General features: G+C 71.4%; 15 protein-coding genes and 1 riboswitch. Of the genes, 6 read left to right on the forward strand and 9 right to left on the reverse strand.

The features are described 5' to 3' along the window. Positions 1 to 198 precede the first annotated feature (198 nt). The 3 genes from ACZ6A9_RS14375 to ACZ6A9_RS14385 all read right to left on the reverse strand — a co-directional run bounded on the left by ACZ6A9_RS14375 (position 199) and on the right by ACZ6A9_RS14385 (position 4106). On the reverse strand, positions 199 to 972 hold the full coding sequence (locus ACZ6A9_RS14375; RefSeq protein WP_468984365.1) for a M23 family metallopeptidase: 774 nt from the start codon (positions 970 to 972) through the stop codon (positions 199 to 201). Positions 973 to 984: 12 nt separating this feature from the next. Then, positions 985 to 1149, reverse strand: a riboswitch (cyclic di-AMP (ydaO/yuaA leader). A gap of 201 nt (positions 1150 to 1350) precedes the next feature. Continuing rightward, positions 1351 to 2739: a M16 family metallopeptidase gene (locus ACZ6A9_RS14380; protein WP_468984367.1), complete on the reverse strand. Its 1389-nt coding sequence runs from the start codon at positions 2737 to 2739 to the stop codon at positions 1351 to 1353. Beyond that, complete coding sequence (locus ACZ6A9_RS14385) at positions 2736 to 4106, reverse strand: M16 family metallopeptidase (RefSeq protein ID WP_468984370.1); 1371 nt, start codon at positions 4104 to 4106, stop codon at positions 2736 to 2738. The genes ACZ6A9_RS14380 and ACZ6A9_RS14385 overlap by 4 nt, the downstream gene beginning before the upstream one ends. Before the next feature lie 400 nt (positions 4107 to 4506). Here ACZ6A9_RS14385 and ACZ6A9_RS14390 point away from each other — a divergent pair, with 400 nt between their 5' ends. After that, entirely contained in the window at positions 4507 to 6957 is a 2451-nt protein-coding gene (locus tag ACZ6A9_RS14390; protein ID WP_468984372.1) for a DNA gyrase/topoisomerase IV subunit A, read from the forward strand. Here the strand turns inward: ACZ6A9_RS14390 and ACZ6A9_RS14395 are convergent. Then, a complete protein-coding gene (locus ACZ6A9_RS14395) occupies positions 6954 to 8021 on the reverse strand; it encodes a CobW family GTP-binding protein (protein WP_468984374.1) in 1068 nt (355 codons plus the stop codon). The two genes, ACZ6A9_RS14390 and ACZ6A9_RS14395, sit on opposite strands and share 4 nt — an antisense overlap. A gap of 319 nt (positions 8022 to 8340) precedes the next feature. Here ACZ6A9_RS14395 and ACZ6A9_RS14400 point away from each other — a divergent pair, with 319 nt between their 5' ends. From ACZ6A9_RS14400 to ACZ6A9_RS14415, 4 genes are all read left to right on the forward strand, one after another. Next, entirely contained in the window at positions 8341 to 8889 is a 549-nt protein-coding gene (locus ACZ6A9_RS14400; protein WP_468984377.1) for a DUF6082 family protein, read from the forward strand. Between the two features lie 237 nt (positions 8890 to 9126). Next, entirely contained in the window at positions 9127 to 9363 is a 237-nt protein-coding gene (locus tag ACZ6A9_RS14405) for a hypothetical protein (RefSeq protein WP_468984379.1), read from the forward strand. 241 nt (positions 9364 to 9604) lie between these two features. After that, on the forward strand, positions 9605 to 10546 hold the full coding sequence (locus ACZ6A9_RS14410) for a sucrase ferredoxin (protein ID WP_468984382.1): 942 nt from the start codon (positions 9605 to 9607) through the stop codon (positions 10544 to 10546). A gap of 65 nt (positions 10547 to 10611) precedes the next feature. Next, positions 10612 to 12276: an ATP-binding protein gene (locus ACZ6A9_RS14415; protein ID WP_468984385.1), complete on the forward strand. Its 1665-nt coding sequence runs from the start codon at positions 10612 to 10614 to the stop codon at positions 12274 to 12276. A gap of 270 nt (positions 12277 to 12546) precedes the next feature. Here ACZ6A9_RS14415 and ACZ6A9_RS14420 read toward each other — a convergent pair whose 3' ends face one another. From ACZ6A9_RS14420 to ACZ6A9_RS14430, 3 genes are all read right to left on the reverse strand, one after another. Further along, complete coding sequence (locus ACZ6A9_RS14420; RefSeq protein WP_468984387.1) at positions 12547 to 14139, reverse strand: solute symporter family protein; 1593 nt, start codon at positions 14137 to 14139, stop codon at positions 12547 to 12549. Next, entirely contained in the window at positions 14136 to 14594 is a 459-nt protein-coding gene (locus tag ACZ6A9_RS14425) for a DUF485 domain-containing protein (protein ID WP_468984389.1), read from the reverse strand. The genes ACZ6A9_RS14420 and ACZ6A9_RS14425 overlap by 4 nt, the downstream gene beginning before the upstream one ends. Before the next feature lie 97 nt (positions 14595 to 14691). Beyond that, positions 14692 to 16815, reverse strand: coding sequence for a DNA gyrase/topoisomerase IV subunit B (locus ACZ6A9_RS14430; protein WP_468984392.1), 2124 nt, complete (start codon positions 16813 to 16815; stop codon positions 14692 to 14694). Between the two features lie 440 nt (positions 16816 to 17255). Between ACZ6A9_RS14430 and ACZ6A9_RS14435 the strand changes: the two genes are divergently transcribed. Next, entirely contained in the window at positions 17256 to 17483 is a 228-nt protein-coding gene (locus tag ACZ6A9_RS14435) for a DUF7455 domain-containing protein (RefSeq protein WP_189558042.1), read from the forward strand. Between the two features lie 111 nt (positions 17484 to 17594). On the opposite strand, the gene ACZ6A9_RS14440 is transcribed toward ACZ6A9_RS14435, so the two are convergent. Next, positions 17595 to 18461 (reverse strand): S1 family peptidase, encoded by an 867-nt coding sequence (locus ACZ6A9_RS14440; RefSeq protein ID WP_468984395.1) that lies wholly within the window; start codon positions 18459 to 18461, stop codon positions 17595 to 17597. 154 nt (positions 18462 to 18615) lie between these two features. Next, the gene (locus ACZ6A9_RS14445) at positions 18616 to 20151 is read right to left on the reverse strand and encodes an RNA polymerase sigma factor (RefSeq protein ID WP_468984397.1); all 1536 of its coding nucleotides are present in this window, start codon (positions 20149 to 20151) and stop codon (positions 18616 to 18618) included. Positions 20152 to 20349 lie beyond the last annotated feature (198 nt).

Consider the following 20349-nt stretch of genomic DNA (forward strand, 5'->3'; position numbering starts at 1 on the left):
GACCGACCTCCGGCTTAATCCCCGTGAAACGCCGCCGCTTGACGTCCGTTCCGTGACTCTATTGCAATCAGCGGGAATTTCCGACGGCGATCCGGAATCCATGTGTATTTTTTGCCCGAGCGGTGTCCCGGAACGCCGAATGCCCCGGCTCGGAAGCCGGGGCATTCGGGAACGCGGGGGGCGCGGGGCGCCGGCGCCTCAGAGGTTCACGCCGTGCGCGCGGAGGTAGGCGACGGGGTCGAGGTCGGAGCCGTAGTCGGCGCCGGACCGGGCCTCGAAGTGCAGGTGCGCGCCCGTGACGTTGCCGGTCGCGCCGGAGACGCCGATCTGCTGGCCTGCCGCCACCTGCTGGCCCACCGAGACGGCGATGGACGACAGGTGGCCGTACTGGGTGTACGTGCCGTCGTTCATCTTGATGACGACCTGATTGCCGTACGCGCCGCCCCAGCCGGCCTCGACGACGGTGCCGATGCCGACCGACTGGACGGGGGTGCCGGTCGCGGCGTGGAAGTCGACACCGGTGTGGCTGCCGGAGGACCAGACGGCGCCGCCGCTCTTGTAGCCGGTCGACACGTACGAGCCGGGGATCGGGGAGACGAAGGTGTTCAGCCGCTTGCGCTCGGCCTCACGCGCGGCGCGCTCCTTCTCCGCGCGGGCCTGCTCCGCCTCCTCGGCGGCCCGCTCCCGCGCGGCCTCCTCGGCGGCCTTGCGCGCGGCGGTCTCGGCCGCCTCGCGGGCCGCCTCGTGCTGGGCGGCCGCCTGGGCGTCGATGCGGTCGGCGACCGCGTCGCCCAGAGTGACGACGGGGGTGAGGCCGGTCTGCGCGGCGGCCGGTTCGGCGGCGAGCGCGGGAACGGCGAGGGAGCCGACGACGCCGCTGCCGGCGAGCGCCGCGACGCCCGCCGCGCGGGCGGTGCCGCGCTGCATCCTGCTGGGACGACGGTGCTTGCCCGGGGCGCGGGTGAACGCCATGTACAGGCTGGTCCTTTCCTTCCCTCTCGCCTACCGGGTTAGCTGACGGGTTCGGAGCAGGAAGGTCTCCTACGGACCCCCTCGCGACACGCGCGGGCGTCCGATTCACCCCAGGGACTCATGTGGGTCCCCGGCTCCCCTGGCTCGCGCCGTACGGGGACTCGGCGATGACTGTCCGGTGCCGCGGGTGCGGCGCACTGCCCGACGAACAGCCCGGACGAAGCTAAGCGGCGCGTCCCGCAATCCTCAAACGGATCCCGGGTTTTGTAGCGCATCCCACAGGTCAGACAGGCAACCTCCGTCCCAATCCGGGCAAAAGAGGGCCCTGGTGACTTTCACGTCACCAGGGCCTGCGCGTGTGTGCCGCGCGCCGGCTCGCTACTCGGCGCTCACCACGGTGACTTCCCCGATCCCGAGGGCCTCCACCGGCGCCTTGATCTGCGCCGCGTCACCGACGAGGACCGTCACCAGACGGTCCACCGGGAAGGCGTTCACGACGGCCGCGGTGGCCTCCACGGTGCCGGTCGCGGCCAACTGCCGGTACAGGTCGGCCTGGTAGTGGTCCGGCAGGTGCTGCTCGACCTGGTCGGCCAGGGTGCTCGCGACGGCCGCGGCGGTCTCGTACTTCAGCGGCGCCACGCCCACGAGGTTCTGCACGGCGACGTCGCGTTCGGCGTCGGTGAGCCCCTCGGCGGCGAGCGTGCGCAGCACCTTCCACAGGTCGTCCAGGGCCGGACCGGTGTTCGGGGTGTCGACGGAGCCGCTGATGGCCAGCATCGCCGCGCCGGTGCCGTCCGGGGCGGACCTGAGGACCTGTCCGAAGGACCGCACGCCGTAGGTGTAGCCCTTCTCCTCGCGCAGGACGCGGTCCAGGCGGGAGGTGAGGGTGCCGCCGAGGCAGTAGGTGCCGAGCACCTGCGCGGGCCACACGCGGTCGTGCCGGTCCGGTCCGACGCGGCCGATCAGCAGCTGCGTCTGGACGGCCCCGGGGCGGTCCACGATCACCACACGGCCCGTGTCGTCGGCGACCACCGGCGGGACGGGCCGCGGCTCGGCGGAGGAGCCCGTCCAGGCGCCCAGGGTGTCGCCGAGCAGCTCGTCCAGGTCGACACCGGTGAGGTCACCGACGACCACGGCGGTGGCCGTGGCGGGGCGTACGTGCTTCTCGTGGAAGGCGCGCACGGCCGCGGAGTCGATGCCGGCCACGGTCTCCTCGGTGCCCTGGCGCGGGCGCGACATGCGCGAACTCGCCGGGAACAGCTCCTTGGAGAGCTCCTTGGCCGCACGGCGCGAGGGGTTGGCCAGCTCGTGCGGGATCTCGTCGAGGCGGTTGCGGACGAGCCGCTCGACCTCGCTGTCGGCGAACGCGGGCGCCCTCAGGGCGTCGGCGAGCAGCCCGAGCCCCTTGGGCAGCCGGGAGGCCGGGACCTCCAGGCTGAGGCGGACACCGGGATGGTCGGCGTGCGCGTCCAGGGTGGCGCCGCAGCGCTCCAGTTCGGCCGCGAACTCCTCGGCGGAGTGCTTGTCCGTGCCCTCGGAGAAGGCCCGCGCCATGATCGTGGCGACACCGTCGAGGCCGGCCGGCTCCGCCTCCAGGGGGGCGTCGAGCAGCACCTCGACGGCGACGACCTGCTGGCCGGGACGGTGGCAGCGCAGCACGGTCAGGCCGTTGTCGAGCGAGCCACGCTCGGGAGCCGGGAAGGCCCAGGGCTTGGCCTCGCCGGCCTGCGGCTGCGGGTGGAAGTCCATCGTGGCGAGCTCGGTCACTTCGCCGCCTCCTCGTTCTCGTCGGTGCCGGCTGCGGCGGCTTCCCCGGTCTCGTCGGCCTCGCCCGCGACGGGCTCGTAGACGAGCACCGCGCGGTTGTCGGGGCGCAGACGGCTCTTGGCGACCTCCTGCACCTCCTGCGGCGTCACCTCCAGAACGCGCTGGACGGCGGTGAGGGCGAGCTGCGGGTCGCCGAACAGGACGGCGTATCGGCACAGTTCGTCGGCGCGGCCCGCGACCGTGCCGAGCCGGTCGAGCCACTCGCGCTCCAGCTGGGCCTGCGCGCGCTCCATCTCCTCGTCCGTGGGGCCCTGCTCGGCGAACCGGGCGAGCTCCTCGTCGATGGCGGACTCGATGACCGGCACCTCGACGTCGCCGGAGGTCTTCACGTCCAGCCAGCCCAGGGACGGCGCCCCGGCCAGCCGCAGCAGGCCGAAACCGGCGGCCACGGCCGTGCGGTCACGCCGGACGAGACGGTTGTAGAGGCGCGAGGACTCACCGCCGCCGAGGATGGTGAGCGCCACGTCGACGGCGTCGCACGCGCGGGTGCCGTCCTCCGGCAGCCGGTAGGCGGCCATCAGCGCACGCGCGGGCACCTCCTCCTCCACGATCTCGCGCAGCTGCTCGCCGATGACGTCGGGCAGCGAGCCGTCGCGCGGGGCGGGCTTGCCGTCGTGGGAGGGGATGGAACCGAAGTACTTCTCGATCCACGCGAGCGTCTGCTCCGGGTCGATGTCGCCGACTACGGAGAGCACGGCGTTGTTCGGCGCGTAGTAGGTGCGGAAGAACTGGCGGGCGTCCTCCAGGGTGGCCGCGTCCAGGTCCGCCATCGATCCGATGGGCGTGTGGTGGTACGGGTGGCCCTCCGGGTAGGCGAGGGCGGTCAGCTTCTCGAAGGCGGTGCCGTAGGGGACGTTGTCGTAGCGCTGGCGGCGCTCGTTCTTGACGACGTCCCGCTGGTTCTCCATGGACTCGTCGTCCAGGGCGGTCAGCAGGGAACCCATGCGGTCGGCCTCCAGCCAGAGCGCGAGCTCCAGCTGGTGGGCGGGCATCGTCTCGAAGTAGTTGGTGCGCTCGAAGCTGGTGGTGCCGTTGAGGGAGCCGCCGGCGCCCTGGACCAGCTCGAAGTGACCGTTGCCCTTCACCTGGGCGGAGCCCTGGAACATCAGGTGCTCGAAGAGGTGAGCCAGACCGGTGCGTCCCTTGACTTCGTGGCGTGAACCCACGTCGTACCAGAGGCACACCGCGGCGACCGGGGTCAGGTGGTCCTCGGAGAGCACCACGCGCAGGCCGTTGGCCAGGCGGTGCTCGGTCGCTGTCAGGCCGCCGGAGCCTGCCTGGGCTGTGGCCGTGTGACCCATGGGCATGTACGTCCCTTCGATCGCGGAGGCGGTCGTCGAAACCGCCGTTTGTGCCGGTCCTGCCACTGTATGCAAGCGCGCGGACGAACCGGGAAGTTCCCGGAAGGGGCCGGCTACGCCGAGAGCGAGAACACGGCCGGGGTCCGCGGGCGGTCGTCTCTCCCGCGGCGCCCGAGCGCCGGGAGCGCCCGTGGAGCCGGGCCGCGCGGGCCTCCCCCGGCCTCCTCCACCCCGCCGGCCGGGAACCCCGCACCGGTCCGGACGCCCGCGCCGCGTAGCCTGCTGGCGCCGCCGCACCCCGACGAACCGACCGGCCGGACCCGGGTCCTGGTCCCGCCTGTCAGTGCGACGGTCCACAATGGTCCGCGTCAGATCCCGTCCCACGCTCAGCAAGGAGCCGGCAGCGATGGCCCGCCGCAGCACGAAGACCCCGCCGCCCGACGACTCGTACGAGGAGAAGATCCTCGACATCGACGTCGTCGACGAGATGCAGGGCTCCTTCCTCGAGTACGCCTACTCGGTCATCTACTCACGCGCCCTTCCGGACGCGCGGGACGGTCTGAAACCGGTGCACCGCCGCATCGTCTACCAGATGAACGAGATGGGCCTGCGCCCCGAGCGCGGCTACGTGAAGTGCGCCCGCGTCGTCGGCGAGGTCATGGGCAAGCTGCACCCCCATGGCGACGCGTCGATCTACGACGCCCTGGTGCGCATGGCGCAGTCGTTCTCGATGCGCGTCCCGCTGGTCGACGGCCACGGCAACTTCGGCTCCCTGGGCAACGACGACCCGCCCGCGGCGATGCGGTACACCGAGTGCCGGATGGCCGAGGCCACCAGCCTCATGACCGAGTCCATCGACGAGGACACGGTCGACTTCGCGCCCAACTACGACGGCCAGGAGCAGGAGCCGGTAGCGCTGCCCGCCGCCTTCCCGAACCTGCTGGTCAACGGCGCGTCGGGGATCGCGGTCGGCATGGCCACCAACATGCCGCCGCACAACCTGCGCGAGGTCGTCGCGGCCGCGCGGCACCTGATCCGGCACCCGGGCGCCGACCTCGACGCCCTGATGAAGCACGTCCCCGGCCCCGACCTGCCCACCGGCGGCCGGATCGTCGGCCTCTCCGGCATCCGCGACGCCTACGAGACGGGCCGCGGCACGTTCAAGATCCGCGCGACGGTCACGGTCGAGGACGTGACGGCCCGCCGCAAGGGCCTGGTCGTCACCGAGCTGCCGTTCGCGGTCGGTCCCGAGAAGGTGATCGCCAAGATCAAGGACCTGGTCGGCTCGAAGAAGCTCCAGGGCATCGCCGACGTCAAGGACCTCACCGACCGCGAGCACGGGCTGCGCCTGGTCATCGAGATCAAGAACGGCTTCGTGCCGGAGGCGGTGCTGGAGCAGCTGTACAAGCTGACGCCGATGGAGGAGTCCTTCGGCATCAACAACGTGGCCCTGGTGGACGGCCAGCCGCTCACCCTGGGCCTCAAGGAACTCCTCGAGGTCTACCTCGACCACCGGTTCAACGTGGTGCGCCGGCGTTCGGAGTTCCGCCGCGGCAAGCGGCGCGACCGCCTCCACCTGGTCGAGGGCCTGCTCACGGCGCTGGTGGACATCGACGAGGTGATCCGCCTCATCCGGTCCAGTGAGAACTCGGCGGAGGCCAAGCAGCGCCTGATCGAGCGCTTCTCCCTCAGCGACATCCAGACCCAGTACATCCTGGACACGCCGCTGCGCCGCCTCACCAAGTACGACCGGATCGAGCTGGAGGCCGAGAAGGACCGGCTGAACGCGGAGATCGAGGAACTGACCCGGATCCTGGACTCGGACGCGGAGCTGCGCAAGCTGGTCTCCGCCGAACTGGCGGCGGTGTCGAAGAAGTTCGGCAACGACCGGCGCACGCTGCTGCTGGAGTCGGCCGGTGCCCCGGCCGCCGCCGTGCCGCTCCAGGTGGCGGACGACCCGTGCCGCGTCCTGCTGTCCTCCACGGGCCTGCTCGCCCGTACGGCGAACAACGAGCCGCTCGCCGACAACCGCAAGCGGGTCAAGCACGACGTGATCGTCTCGGCGGTGCCGGCGACGGCCCGCGGTGAGATCGGCGTCGTCACCTCCATGGGCCGTCTGCTCCGGCTGAACGTCGTGGACCTGCCGCAGCTCCCGGAGACGATGCCGACACCGAACCTCTCGGGCGGGGCCCCGCTGGCCGAGTTCGTGTCCCTGGAGGACGACGAGCAGGTGGTGTGCCTGACCACGCTCGACGAGTCGTCACCGGGACTGGCGCTCGGCACCGCGCAGGGTGTCGTCAAGCGCGTGGTGCCCGACTACCCCTCCAACAAGGAGGAGCTGGAAGTCATCACGCTGAAGGAGGGCGACCGGATCGTCGGGGCGGTCGAGCTGCGCACGGGCGACGAGGACCTGGTGTTCATCAGCGACGACGCTCAACTGCTGCGCTACCAGGCGGCACAGGTCCGCCCGCAGGGCCGCCCGGCCGGCGGTGTGGCGGGCATCAAGCTCACCGAGGGCGCGAAGGTCATCAGCTTCACGGCGGTCGATCCGGCGGCGGACGCGGTGGTGTTCACCGTCGCTGGTTCACGCGGCACGCTGGACGACTCCGTCCAGACGACGGCCAAGCTCACTCCGTTCGACCAGTACCCGCGCAAGGGCCGGGCCACCGGCGGCGTCCGCTGCCAGCGGTTCCTCAAGGGCGAGGACTGCCTGTCCCTGGCCTGGGCGGGTCCGGCACCGGCCCGTGCCGCGCAGCGGAACGGCACGGCGGTGGACCTCCCGGAGCCCGACCCGCGCCGTGACGGTTCGGGCGTGTCCCTGGCGAAGACGGTGTCGGTGGTGGCGGGCCCGGCCTAGGCGGCCGGGTCCTCCGCGGCCCCCTGTACGTAGCGCAGGACGCCCCACATGCCCTCCTCGTCGGCGTGTGGGGCGCTGTCGCTCTCGCAGATCTCAAGTTCCGCACGGAGGGCGGCGGTGTCGAGGTCCGTGCCGATGAGTACGAGCTGTGTCAGCCGCTCCGCCCCGGCCGGCCAGTGCTCGGGGTAGAACCGCAGGAACCGCCCCACGGCGTGCACGGCGTACCGGTTGCCGGCGTCGTACGGCCCGAAGTCGACGTACCCCTTGATCCGGTACAGCCCCTCGGGCCGGCTGTCCAGGAAGCGGATCAGCCGCCGCGGGTCCAGCGGGCGCCCGGAGGCGAAGGAGAGGCTGTCGTACCCGGTGTGCAGGTGCCCGGTGTGCAGGTGCCCGGCGTGCTCGTCGTGGCCGTCGCGGTGCAGGTCGTCGAAGGACAGCTGCCCGACGCGCTCCTCGCTCGGCCGGCAGTCGAAGAGGAACTCGGGGTCGACGCGACCGTGCGTGGCGGCCACCACGGCCGCACGGTCGGCCAGTGACCGGACGATCCCCAGCACCCTCCCGGCGTCCGCGACCCGGTCGACCTTGTTGACGACCACCAGGTCGGCGAGTGCCAGGTGCCGGTCGATCTCGGGATGCCGGGCCCGCGTCCGATCGAACTCGGCGGCGTCCACCACCTCGACGAGCCCGCCGTAGACGATGCCCGGATGCTCGCTGGCGAGCACCATCCGCACGAGCTCCTGCGGTTCGGCGAGCCCGCTGGCCTCGATGACGATGACGTCGATGCGGGCCTCGGGCCGGGCGAGCCGCTCGAGGTAGACGTCCAGCTCACTGCTGTCGACCGCGCAGCACAGGCACCCGTTGCCCAGCGACACCGTCGAGTCCCCGAGCGCACCGGCCACGGCCATGGCGTCGATCTCGATGGCCCCGAAGTCGTTGACGACGGCGCCGATGCGGCTGCCGCCGCTGCGGTGCAGGAGGTGATTGAGCAGCGTGGTCTTCCCCGAACCGAGGAACCCGGCCAGCACCACGACCGGAATCTGCCGCCCACCGCTCCGCACCACCACGCGACCCCTCTCACCTCTCGGCGTGCCCCGGCTCGCGTCCGCGCACGCGCCCGGGAATCGACTGACGCACCAGGATACGAGCCGCGCGAACAGCGCCGAAGTGAACGATTGTTAGCAGCAGCCGCGGGGCAGACGTTGGGCAAGGCGCCGGCTTGTGCGACCCTCGCTTCCCTCCGTGCGCCTCTTCTCCGCCTTCCCGCCGATCAGAGCCGCTCGGCACCCTGGAAGGCGGCAAGCGCCGCCCACCGCTCGCCGGTTCCCTCCAGTCGACCCGCACCCCGACGACCGGCGGACGGCGGCCCGATCGGGGGTATCTGACATGGCCACACAGGATTTTGACCTGCGGGGACGCGGGGCCGCCACCGGCGTGTGCCTCGCCTTCACCGTGGGTGTACTGACGGCTGTCTTCGTGCGGCGCGCACTGCGTGAGGAGAAGTCGCACGGTGGCGTGCCGGGCGACGGGAGCCGGCCGGCCGGCTTCGCCCAGCAGCAACAGCTGCAGCTGTACCTGTTGGACAAGGCCCTGGCGGATCCGGACCTGGCCGCCGTGCTGAGCACCGTGGAGGTCGAGTCGCCCACTCAGCGCCGCCAGTTCCTCTTCGCCAACGCGCTCTACTCCAACGCGTTGCTGGCTCACCGCATCGGGCTCGTCACCTGGGAAGAGCTGCACGGATACCTGCGCATCACATGCCGCAACCCGATATTCCGCGCCTACTGGGACGCGACGCGTCCCCACCGGGCCAGTCTGGTGGAATCCTCCGACGAGGCGCGCGCGGGGAGAATGGTCGACGCGCTGATCGCGGACCTGGACGACGCCGAGACCGACGAGTGGTGGGTCGTGGGCATGCCACCCGACGAGACCCGGTAGCGGTGCGGAACCACCTGGTGCCACCCTGACGTCCCGGCTCCGCACGACCGTCCTGATCCGCTCGTTCCTGACCGTCTGCCGTCAACCGCACGGACAGCCGCGCGGCCGATCGGGGGGAAGGCCGGTGTTCCTCCACGATTCTCCAGCGAAGCCTGCCGCCTCGGCGAAATAATCCGCCCTGTTCTCTGTGATCAACGTCATCGGCGTGATCAACGCACACACGGATCGGGGCCTTCATTGAAGATCGTGCGCCGTCTCGGATCGTCACCACGCGAACGAGGCAGCCTGAACGGCGAAACCTGTCCTGACGTCTTCGAGCTCAGTGACGGGAACTTCGCCGTCATCGGGACGGAGGCCACAGCGGAACTCGACGGCGAACTGCCCGCGGACGCCGGCCGCGCCGACTACGAACGCATCGTCGTCATCTCCCGGGAGACGCTGCTGCGCGCCAAGGCCGACATCCCGGACGCCTGAGCCGAAGACCGCACACGGGCAGCGAGCCCACTCGGCTTCGCCACCTCAGCCCTCAGCGCACCATCGACGACGCGGGGCCGCCCCGACCGAGCGGGCACACCGCTCCCCGCTCCACAGCCTCGTGAGGCCCGGCACACCATCAAGCCCGGGCCTCACGCACGTGCGCAAGGTACCGCCTCCCCCGCCAGGGCTCACGCGGACAACACGTCGCTCCCGGCCAAGTCAGGTTAGGCTCACCTCTGTGAGTAGCACGTGCTCAACCGTCGCCCGCGAGCTCCGGGAGCCGGTCGCGGGAACCGCGGCGACCGCGAGGACCTGGCTGCTGCTGGAGCAGCCCGGCCCCTGGGGTGCCAAGGCGCTCACGTCGAGCCATCTCGATCCCGCGCTGGGCAGGGCCCTGGAGGACGCCGCGAACGGCACCGGGGTGCGGATCGCGCTCGTACGCCGGCCCGGGCGCCACGCGGACAGCGGAGTCTCCGCCCTGCGCCGGGTGTACGTCGCCCACACCGTGCCGGGAAACGTGTGGCTGCACACCGCCTCGGTCACCGACCCCGGCCGGCTGCTCGGCCTCGACTTCGCCGCGCTGGGCCGGGGCGAGCCGGAAACCTTCGGCGCGGTGCTCGGCGGGGCGGCTCACGACGGCGACCCGCTCGCCCTGGTGTGCACCAACGGCAAACGCGACCGCTGCTGCGCCCTGCTCGGACGGCCGCTCGCGGCCGAGCTCGCCGCCTCCGGGGTCGAGGGTGTCTGGGAGGTCACCCACCTGGGAGGTCACCGCTTCTCCCCCACGGTGCTCGTGCTGCCGTACGGCTACGCGTACGGCCGGGCCGAGGCACATGCCGTCAAGGAGGTGCTGCACGGCGCCCAGGAGGGCCGGATCGTCGTGGACGGGTGCCGGGGCCGTTCCGCGTGGGAACGGCCCGGTCAGGCGGCCGAGCTCGCCGTCCGGCGCGCGGTGGGCGAGTACGCCGCCGGGGCCCTCGGCGTCGTGGCGACGGAGGGCGCCGCGCCCCGCTGGGCGGTGACCGTCGCCCACACGGACGGACGCCGCTGGCGCGTGGAGGTCGCCCAGGGCGCGTCCCTGCCGCCGCGACCGGAGAGCTGCGGGTCCGCGCTGGGCTCGCCCGCGCGGATGGACGTCGTGGACGTCCGCGAGGTGACGGCGGCCGCGTCGGCGAGCTGACGAGGCCGGGAGATCCCCGCCAGACCCCCGGCGGCGCCCCCGGCCCGCCCCGTACCGTCGGGGGCATGCCTTCCGCTCGCTCCGCACGCCGTCCGCGCCTCGGTCTGCCACGGCGGGTGTTCTCCCAGGTCCTGCTGATGCAGCTGGCGATCGCCGCGGGTGTCGCGGTGCTCGCCACCGGGCTGTTCCTGGCACCGCTCGGCGACCAGCTGGACGACCAGGCGATGCGCCGCGCCCTCGCCATCGCGCAGACCACCGCCCAGCAGCCGCAGATCGCGGACGGCGTGCGGCGCACCGAGCCGTCGCCGGACGGGCCGGTGCAGCGGGATGCCGAACGGATCCGGAGGGCGACCGGCGCCGAGTACGTCGTGGTGCTGGACGTACGGGGCGTGCGCTGGTCGCACACCGACCCGGAGCGGATCGGCGGCCTGGTGTCGACCGACCCCGGTGAGGCACTGGCCGGACACGACGTCATGGAGATCGACGACGGCACCCTGGGGCGTTCCGCGCGGGGAAAGGTGCCGCTGCGTGACGGAGACGGCGAGATCGTCGGCGCGGTCTCCGTCGGCATCGCCTACGACAGTGTGCGGGCCCGGCTGGTGCACGCCGTCCCGGGGCTGTTCGCCTACGCGGGCGGCGCCCTGGCCGTGGCCGCGTTCGCGGCCTGGCTCATCGCCCGCCGGGTGCAGCGCCAGACCCGTGATCTGGCCTTCTCCGACATCGCGGCGCTGCTCGCGGAGCGCGAGGCCATGCTGCACGGTATCCGGGAGGGTGTCGTCGCCCTGGACGCCGACGGCCGCGTCCGCCTGCTCAACGACGAGGCGCAGCGCCTGCTGGGCGTCGGCGAGGAGGCCGTCGGCCGCTCCCCCGACGAGGCCCTCGGCACGGGACGCACCGCCGATGTGCTGGCCGGGCGGGTGACCGGCACCGATCTGCTCACCGTCCGCGGCCGGCGGGTGCTGGTCGCCAACCGGATGCCGACCGACGACGGGGGCGCCGTCGCCACGCTGCGCGACCGCACGGAGCTGGACCGGCTCGGACGGGAGCTGGACTCCACGCGTGGGCTCATCGACGCGCTGCGGGCCCAGGACCACGAGCACGCCAACCGCATGCACACCCTGCTGGGGCTGCTGGAGCTGGAGCTGTACGACGACGCGGTGGAGTTCGTCGGCGAGGTCGTCGGCGCTCACCGGGCCACCTCGGAACAGGTCACCGAGAAGATCCGGGACCCACTGCTCGCGGCGCTGCTGGTGGGCAAGGCCACGGTCGCGGCGGAACGCCAGGTGGCCCTGCGGATCTCGGAGGGGACCCGGCTGCCGGACCGGCTGATCGACCCCCGCGGCCTCGTCACCGTCGTCGGCAACCTGGTGGACAACGCCCTGGACGCCGTCGCCGGAACCCCAGGCGCGCGCGTCGAGGTCGAACTGCGCGCCGAGGGACGTACGGCGGTGCTCGTGGTGCGCGACACCGGGCCCGGAATCCCGCCGGAGCGACGCGAGCTGGTCTTCGCGGAGGGCTGGTCCACGAAACAGCCGCCGGCCCACCGCGAACGGGGCATCGGGCTGTCCCTGGTGCGCACGCTCGCCGAACGGCAGGGTGGCAGCGCCCGCGTGGGCGAGGCGAGCGGCGGGGGCGCGGAGTTCACCGTCGTCCTGCCCGACGCCCTGACGGATCCGGGCGCGGAACCAGCGCTCCCGGGGGCCCGTGAGGCCACCGAGGCGCAGGCGTGAAGATCGAGGTCCGGTACGGACCGAGCCCCTCGCCCGCCCGGAGCCGCCGCCCCGGACGGATGTGGTCCTCGTGGACCACTGCCTGCCCGACGAGACGGGCTCACGATCGCCCGGGGAGACGGGCGGCGCCGCCACCGGGCGGACCCGCGCCGTACACCCCGACGGCGGCCCGGCGGAGCAGCCGGGGGCCGCTGTCGGGCCCGGGATCGCCGCGCGCACGGTGCCCTCCGTCCCTTACGGATGCCGGCCCCCTTTTGTCTCCGCCGCTGTCTACACCGCCCCCGCACCGGTGAGTGAACGCACCTCGGTCTCGGCGTGCCGGGCCTCGTCGGGAACCTCGGCCGAGGTGACCGTGCCGAGCCAGCCCGCGAGGAAACCCAGCGGGATGGAGACCAGCCCCGGGTTCTGCAGCGGGAAGAGCTGGAAGTCGACGCCGGGGAAGAGGGATGCGGGGCTGCCGGACACCACGGGTGACAGCAGCACCAGCACCACGGCCGGGACCAGACCTCCGTAGACGGACCACACGGCACCGCGTGTGGTGAAGCCGCGCCAGAACAGCGAGTACAGCAGCACCGGCAGGTTGGCCGAGGCGGCCACGGCGAAGGCGAGTCCCACGAGGAACGCCACGTTGAGGTCGCGGGCCAGGAGCCCGAGGGCGATCGCGAGCAGGCCGATGCCGACCGCGGCGACACGGGCCACGGCCACCTCGCTGCGCGGTTTCCCGCCCCGGCGTCGCAGGGAGGCGTACAGGTCGTGCGCGACGGACGCCGACGAGGCGAGCGTGATGCCGGCGACCACCGCGAGGATCGTGGCGAAGGCGATCGCGGCGACGACCGCGAACAGGACCGTGCCGCCCGTGGTGCCGCTGCCGCCGCCCAGGTCGAGCGCGAGCAGGGGCACCGCCGTGTTCCCGGAGGCGTGGGAGGCGCGGACGGCGTCCGGTCCGATGAGGGCGGCGGCGCCGAAGCCGAGGACGATCGTCATCAGGTAGAAGCCGCCGATGAGTCCGATCGACCAGACCACCGAACGCCGTGCCGCCCGCGCGGTGGGCACCGTGTAGAAGCGGGACAGGATGTGCGGCAGCCCGGCCGTGCCGAGCACCAGGGCGAGGCCCAGGCTGATGAAGTCGAACCGCGCCGTCCAGTCGGCGCCGTAGGCGAGCCCGGGCGCCAGGAACGCGTCCCCGTGGCCGCTGCGTTCGGCCGCCGTGTGCAGCAGGCGGTTGAGGTCGCCGTGGAACCGCAGCAGGACCAGGACGGTCAGCACCACGGTCCCGCCGAGCAGCAGGACCGCCTTGACGATCTGGATCCAGGTGGTGGCCCGCATGCCGCCAAGCGACACGTAGATCACCATGAGGACACCGACGCCGACGACCGTCCACGCCTGAGCGGCCCCGCCGGTGCCGCCGAGCAGCAGCGCGACCAGGCTGCCCGCGCCGACCATCTGCGCCACCAGGTACAGCACGGACACGGTGACCGAGGAGGTTCCCGCCGCGATGCGCACCGGCCGCTCGCGCATGCGGGCCGCGACCACGTCGGCCAGGGTGAACCGGCCGCAGTTGCGCACCAGTTCGGCGACCAGGAAGAGAACCACCAGCCAGGCCACGAGGAAGCCCACCGAGTAGAGCATCCCGTCGTAGCCGACGAGGCAGATGAGTCCGGAGATGCCGAGGAAGGAGGCGGCCGACATGTAGTCGCCCGCCAGGGCGAAACCGTTCTCCATGGGGGAGAACAGCCGGCCGCCCGCGTAGAACTCCTCGGGCGAGCCCTGCCGGTGGCGGCTCACCCAGGTCGTGATGCCCAGGGTGACCGCGACGAACAGGCCGAACAGCAGCAGCGCCGTGGTCCGGTGATCACCCGTCATGACCGGCCGCCCCGGCCCCGCGCCAGCTCCTGGGTGTCCCAGCGCAGTTCGAGCGCCGCGCGGTCCCTGCGCAGCCGCGCGTGCCGCACGTAGGCCCAGGTCAGCAGGAACGTGGTGAGGAACTGGCCGAGTCCCACCAGCATCCCGAGGTTCACGGCACCCGCGACGGGCCGGGCCAGCAGGCCCGGCGAGGTCGTGGCCGTCACGACGTACGCCACGTACCAGGTGAAGAAGACCGCGACCGCCGGGACCACGAACCGCCGGTACCTGGTGCGCACCTCCTGGAAGGCGGCGCTGCGCTGTACTTCGAGGTAGACGTCGGCGGCGGCCACGGTGGTGTCCCGCTCACGTCGCGCCGGCGGGACCCCCGTGTCGGCCGACTCGCCCCAGCCCGAGGCCAGGGCGTCGTACCAGGGATCGTCGTAGGCGACGTCCCCCGAATTGCTTGGCTGCATGCCCAAGGATGGACAGAACGGGAAGATCCCTGACTCTTCTTCCCGTTCCGCTTCACTCCATCAGGTGACTGGACCGTGCACGCGCCCGGTGGAACGGCTACGCGTCGATGCGGGAGCGGTCCAGCGTCGCCGCCGAGCTGGAGATGAACTCCTTGCGCGGCGCCACGTCGTTGCCCATGAGGAGGTCGAAGACCTGCTCGGCCGCCTCCAGATCGGTCAGGTTGATCCGGCGCAGGGTGCGGTGGCGCGGGTCCATGGTGGTCTCCGCCAGCTGGTCGGCGTCCATCTCTCCGAGACCCTTGTAGCGCTGGATGGAGTCCTTGTAGCGGATGTTCTTGCTCTGGAACTCCATGAGCTTGTCGCGCAGTTCCCGGTCCGAGTACGTGTAGACGTACTTGTCCTGACCCTTCTTCGGCTGGATCAGCTCGATGCGGTGCAGCGGCGGCACCGCGGCGAAGACCCGGCCGGCCTCGACCATGGGGCGCATGTAGCGGTGGAAGAGGGTCAGGAGCAGCGTGCGGATGTGGGAGCCGTCGACATCGGCGTCGGTCATCATGATGATCTTGCCGTAGCGGGCGGTGTCGATGTCGAAGGTGCGGCCCGAGCCGGCTCCTATGACCTGGATGATCGCGCCGCACTCGGCGTTCTTCAGCATGTCCGTCACGGAGGACTTCTGGACGTTGAGGATCTTCCCGCGGATCGGCAGGAGCGCCTGGAACTCCGAGTTGCGGGCGAGCTTCGCGGTGCCGAGCGCCGAGTCCCCCTCGACGATGAACAGTTCGCTGCGGTCGACGTCGTCACTGCGGCAGTCGGCGAGCTTCGCCGGCAGCGACGACGACTCCAGGGCCGTCTTGCGGCGCTGCGCGTCCTTGTGCTGACGGGCGGCGATACGGGTCCGGGCCGCCGCGACGGCCTTCTCCATGACGACGCGGGCCTGCTGGGCGGCGTCACGCTTGGTGGAGGTCAGGAACGCCTTGAGTTCCCTCGCGATCACGGTGTTCACGATGCGGCGGGCCGCCGAGGTGCCGAGGACCTCCTTGGTCTGGCCCTCGAACTGCGGCTCGGCGAGGCGGACCGTGACCACCGCGGTGAGGCCTTCGAGGGCGTCGTCCTTGACGATGTCGTCCTCGGCCACGCGCAGCATCTTCTTCGTGCGCAGCACCTCGTTCATCGTCCTGGCGACGGCCTGCTCGAAGCCGGCGACATGGGTGCCGCCCTTGGGGGTGGCGATGATGTTGACGAAGGACCTGAGCGTGGTGTCGTAGCCGGTTCCCCAGCGCATCGCGACATCGACGCCGAGCTCGCGCGTGACCTCGGTGGGCGTCATCTGGCCGCGCTCGTCGAGGACGGGAACGGTCTCCTTGAAGGTGCCCTGCCCGGTGAAGCGGAGGGTGTCGCAGACGGGCCGGTCGGAGGCGAGGAACTCGCAGAACTCGCTGATGCCGCCGTCGAAGCGGAAGGATTCCTCGCCCTTGCTGCCGCCCTCGCCGAGTCCGAGCTCGTCCCGGACCACGATGGTCAGGCCGGGCACCAGGAAAGCGGTCTGGCGCGCGCGCTGGTGCAGCGTCTCCAGGGCGAGCTTGGCGTCCTTGAGGAAGATCTGGCGGTCGGCCCAGTAGCGCACGCGGGTGCCGCTGCGGCTCCTGGGGATCTTCTTCGTCTTGCGCAGTCCGCTGCCGGGCTCGAACTTCGCGTCCGGGCCGACGGCGGCGAAGACGCCGGGGACACCGCGCCGGAAGCTGATCGCGTGGGTGTGCCCGCCGCGGTCCACCTCCACGTCGAGCCGCGCGGAGAGCGCGTTGACGACGGAGGCGCCGACGCCGTGCAGACCACCGGAGGCGGCGTACGAGCCGCCGCCGAACTTGCCGCCGGCGTGCAGCTTGGTCATGACGACCTCGACCCCGGAGAGGCCGGTCTTGGGCTCGACGTCGACCGGGATGCCCCGGCCGTTGTCCCGGACCTCCACCGAGCCGTCGTCGTGGAGGACCACCTCGATGTGGTCGCAGTAGTTCCCGAGGGCCTCGTCGACGGAGTTGTCGATGATCTCCCAGAGGCAGTGCATCAGACCACGGCTGTCGGTGGATCCGATGTACATACCGGGGCGCTTCCGCACGGCCTCGAGCCCCTCGAGGACGAGCAGGTGCCGCGCGGTGTAGTTGGAACCGTCCCGGTCTGCTCCTGCCAGCAGCGCTGTGGACGGCACGGACGTCTCGGCGGTCACGCGGTTCGCTCCTCGCTGAATTTCAGATGGGGCCCTCATGGGTAAGGGCGCGGCCTGAGCCACCGGTGAGAGGGTACCGATGCCTGGTAGAGCCGTTGTAACGCCACCCTCGTCCCGGTCACACCCTAGTCGAGGGTCGCATGTCTGTTCGATCCCTCGATGGAGTGAAGCACACATCACGTTCCCTTCGAGGCATGAACCATTTAGGCTCCGGGCACGTCCTCATGAACAACCGGCAAGCCAGCCGGGAGGGCTGACCCCCGATACGACGCGAATCCGTACGACACAGAGACACGCACTACGGCACATTCGCCGCCAACCGGCAGCATCCGGCCGCTTCGGAAAAGATTTTTCGAGGAAAAGCCACGAGCGGGAACGTTTTGGGGCTGGTTGGATGTTGACCCTGGTACGACAGCTCGTCGAGCTAGAGAAGAGGCGACGTGACTACTGTTCTGACCCCCGCGAGCCCACTGACGGCCGCCGATCGCTGCGACCGCTGCGGCGCCCAGGCATACCTGCGCGTCGTCCTGCTGAGCGGCGGAGAACTGCTCTTCTGCGCCCACCACGGCCGCAAGTTCGAGCCGGAACTCAAGAAGATCGCCGCTGAGATACAGGACGAGACGGAGCGGCTGACCGCTCCGGCGAGCACTCCCGACGAAGAGCGCTGACACCTCTACGTCCGACGACGAGCTAACTGGCACAGGCCGGCGAACGGGCGACCGCCTCCATTTTCGGAGCGTGGTCGCCCGTCTCGCGTCCCCGCCGGTCCTCAAGGCCGCTCAGGGCCCGTCGGACGCCCTTCCGGCCGCCGGGAGGGCCTGCGCCCACCCCAGGGTGCGCAGAACGTCTGAGACGCGCGTGTAGACCCCCGGACTGCCCACCCAGCCGCAGCCGGCCCCCCAGGACACGAGTCCTATCAGCCGCCCCTCGGCCACCAGCGGCCCGCCGCTGTCCCCCTGGCAGGCGTCGCGGCCCCCCGCCACCTCTCCCGCGCACAGCATCGTCTCGGCGCGGTAGGTGCCCTCGACACCGCCCGGATACGCGCGCTCGCACTGCGCGTCCGGCTGCACCCGCACGCGGGCCGCGTGCAGACGGCCGGCGTAGGCGCCGGCCCCCGTGGTGTCCCCCCAGCCGTAGACCGTCGCCGGCGTCCCGGCACGGTAGGCGGGATCCCCCGCACCGGCCATGCCTATGACCGAGCCCGGCGGCAGCGGCTCGGCCAGGCTGAGCACGGCGAAGTCGCCGGAGCTGGTGACGCCGTCGTAACCGGGGTTCACCCAGGTGTCGCGTACGGCGATCTCCCGGCCGCTGTCCGCGAGCAGTTCCGTACGCCCCGAGATCACTCTGAGGTCGGGCACCCGCTCCGGCGCCGCTCCCAGCACTTCCTCGTCCATGCAGTGGGCCGCGGTGAGCACGGTGGTCCGGCCGACCGCCACTCCCCCGCAGAACTGTCCCGCACGCGTACCTCCGAACCGGTCACGGCTGGACAGCGCCACCGTCCACGGACTCGCCGAGACATCGACAGGGAAGCCGCCGACGACGATGCTGTCGGCGGCTGCCGGAACGGCCGAGGCCAGCGGTATGACGGTCCCCACGGCCGCGAGGGCCAGCGTCCGGGCCAGGGCCCGAGCAAGACGACGTCGCATGCGCGCTCCTCACACTGGGGTGATCCTGAAGCACCCAGAGTGATCGACCGCGCGGCGGCGCGCACCCGCGCGGCAGCGCCGAGGCCCGGCCCCTGAGAAGGGAGCCGGGCCTCGGCGGACGTGGCGCGACGGCGGAGCGTCGTGGCCGTCGGGACTAGTCGAGGTAGTCGCGCAGCACCTGGGAACGCGAGGGGTGGCGCAGCTTCGACATGGTCTTGGACTCGATCTGGCGGATGCGCTCGCGGGTGACCCCGTACACCTTGCCGATCTCGTCGAGGGTCTTCGGCTGACCATCGGTGAGACCGAAGCGCATGGAGACGACGCCCGCCTCGCGCTCGGACAGGGTGTCGAGGACCGAGTGCAGCTGCTCCTGGAGCAGCGTGAAGCTGACCGCGTCGGCCGGGACGACCGCCTCGGAGTCCTCGATGAGGTCACCGAACTCGCTGTCGCCGTCCTCGCCCAGCGGGGTGTGCAGGGAGATGGGCTCGCGGCCGTACTTCTGGACCTCGATGACCTTCTCGGGGGTCATGTCGAGTTCCTTGGCCAGCTCCTCCGGGGTGGGCTCGCGGCCCAGGTCCTGGAGCATCTGCCGCTGCACGCGCGCCAGCTTGTTGATGACCTCGACCATGTGCACCGGGATACGGATGGTGCGGGCCTGGTCGGCCATCGCGCGGGTGATCGCCTGACGGATCCACCAGGTCGCGTAGGTGGAGAACTTGTAGCCCTTGGTGTAGTCGAACTTCTCCACCGCGCGGATCAGACCCAGGTTGCCCTCCTGGATCAGGTCCAGGAAGAGCATGCCGCGGCCGGTGTACCGCTTGGCCAGGGAGACCACCAGACGGAGGTTGGCCTCCAGCAGGTGGTTCTTGGCGCGGCGGCCGTCCTCGGCGATGATCTCCAGCTCGCGCTTGAGCTTCGGCGCCAGCTTGTCGGAGTTCGCCAGCTTGTCCTCGGCGAACAGACCCGCCTCGATGCGCTTGGCGAGCTCGACCTCCTGCTCGGCGTTGAGCAGGGGGACCTTGCCGATCTGCTTGAGGTAGTCCTTGACCGGGTCGGCGGTGGCACCGGCGGCGGCGACCTGCTGGGCCGGCGCGTCGTCCTCGTCCTCGTCGGAGAGCACGAAACCGGCGTTCTCGGCGCCCTCGGGCTCGTCCGCCGCCTTGGTCTCCTCGATGACCTCGTCGTCGGCCGGCTCGGCGTCGTCCTTCTTGGCCGTGGTCTTCTTCGCGGCCGTCTTCTTGGCCGTGGTCTTCTTCGCGGCCGTCTTCTTGGCCGTGGTCTTCTTGGCAGCCGCCTTCTTGGCGGGTGCCTCCTCCTCCACCTCGGCCGCGGGGTCGGCGGCGGGCGCCGCCGGTGCGGCGGTGGCGGCGGTCTTGCGCGTGGTCGTCGTCTTGGCCGCGACCGTCTTGGTGGCGGTGCGCTTGGCGGGACTCTTCGCTGCGACGCTCTTGCGGGTGCGCTTGGGCTCTGCGGCACTGACCATCAGCGTCACACCCTCTTCCTCGAGGATCTGGTTGAGGCTGCGCAGTACGTTCTTCCACTGAGTGGCCGGAATCTGGTCAGCTTCGAAGGCCCGACGCACGTCATCGCCGGCGATCTGCCCCTCAGCCTTTCCCCGCTCAATGAGAGCCATGACAGAGACGGACTCGGCGATCTCCGGCGGGAGCGTACGGGATGTGCTGGCCGACACGAACAACCTCTCGGAACGTTGATAAACGGCTTCCGGCCCCGTCCACAGTGGACAGGGGCCGACCGCCGGCTTGGGGATGGGCCGACGGCGCGGGCGGGGGCCGGGAAGATGCACAGCGCCATGTCTGGCGTCCGTATTCCCTCCGCGGCTGTCACCTCTTAGGTCATCGCGTTCTCTCCGGGAGCGTTACGCCCAATC

Source organism: Streptomyces sp. NPDC041124 (assembly GCF_055592385.1).